The organism is Rhodoferax sp. RT5P35, from assembly GCF_056521385.1.
In genome coordinates, this window is the sequence record NZ_JBWMAX010000150.1 from 1 (window position 1) to 1,371 (window position 1,371).

The window sequence follows — 1,371 nt, forward strand, 5'->3', positions numbered from 1 at the left end:
GCTCGAGTCCGAGCCGGTACAGCAGTGGTCGGCGCGGCAGCTGGTGGCGCGCTCGCGCATGTCGGCTTCCACCTCATGTCTGGGTTACGGTTTGCAGGCCATCGTATTGCACGGCCATGTTGCAGATGCCGTGCTGTGGGGTTGGCTGCTTCTGTTGATCGCCTGTGAAATCGCCAACGGCGTGTCGGCAGCGCAACTGGGCCGGCATACAGGCGACCCCGTGCAGCGGTGGCGGTCGGAGCGTCGGTTGGCGCTGACCTTATTCTGTTCTGGCAGTAGCTGGGGCCTGGTTTGCCTGATGCCGGGCTTGCACGACCAAATCCCGCTGTTCATGTTTAACGTCCTGTTTCTGGTGGTGGTGGGGGTTATTTCGATCCATAACCTGTGTTTGTCGTGGCCCACCATGCTGGCCTTCAATGTGGGGCTGATGTGGCCCCCGCTCTGGGCTGCGGCGGTCTATGAAATGGTTTTGCCGCTGGCCCTGGTCGCTTCGGTGTTCGGCGAAATGACCATGGTGCAAGTCTATGGCCGCACCTCCCGCCATTTGTCGCTGCTGGGCATGCGCGCCCGCATGGCCGCCGAGTCCATGGCCGCCGAGCTCCGCCAAAAAAACGACGACCTGACCCATGCCCTGTCCGTGATTGCCGAAATGGCCGACCTCGACCCGCTCACCCAGTGCATGAACCGCCGCGCCCTGATGCGGCACCTGCAGGAGCCCGTGCGACACCAGCGCTTCGGGGCCTGCTTCGGCATCGTGCTGCTCGACATAGACCACTTCAAGCAAATCAACGACAGCCTGGGCCACGGCGTGGGCGACCAGGTGCTGGTGGCGGTGGCCGACTGCCTGCGCACCCATTTGCGCGCGCAGGACTGCCTGGCGCGTTGGGGGGGCGAAGAGTTCATTTGCCTGCTGGCCGATGTGGACGGCACGACCGTGCAGGCCATGGCCGAACGCCTGCGCTGGGCCCTGGCCGGTACCGCCATCCTGCCGCCACCGGCAGAGCTGCGCGTGACCGCCTCGTTCGGCTTGGCGCTGTGCCGCCCAGGCTACCCCTTGGACGCGGTCATCGACCAGGCCGACCAGGCCATGTACCGTGCCAAGCACGGTGGCCGCAACCGTGTCGAGGCCTGATCTGTTTATATATAAAAACAGCCTCCAGCGCTTATTCCATAAGCGTGAGTAGCTACTTTTAATATAGCAAGCGGCTTCAGACTTCCAGGTTGTCGATCAGGCGGGTACTGCCCAGGCGGGCCGCGCCCAGCACCACCAGGGGTTCGTCTGCGCCTGCAGGTGCCAGCAGGTCGCTGCGGCGGCGGGCCACCAGGTAGTCGGGGGCCCAGCCGCGGGCGCGCAGGCTGTCCATCGCCTGG

At 64.8% G+C, this 1,371-nt stretch carries 2 protein-coding genes; one reads left to right on the plus strand and one right to left on the minus strand.

Annotated elements, in window-relative coordinates; genetic code table 11:
* The coding region (locus tag AC097L_RS24495; protein WP_479589323.1) for a GGDEF domain-containing protein at window positions 1-1,132 on the plus strand (1,132 nt) is incomplete at its 5' end.
* A gap of 76 nt (window positions 1,133-1,208) precedes the next feature.
* On the opposite strand, the gene AC097L_RS24500 is transcribed toward AC097L_RS24495, so the two are convergent.
* A partial coding sequence (locus AC097L_RS24500) for a pantoate--beta-alanine ligase (RefSeq protein ID WP_479589324.1) occupies window positions 1,209-1,371 on the minus strand: 163 nt, incomplete at its 5' end.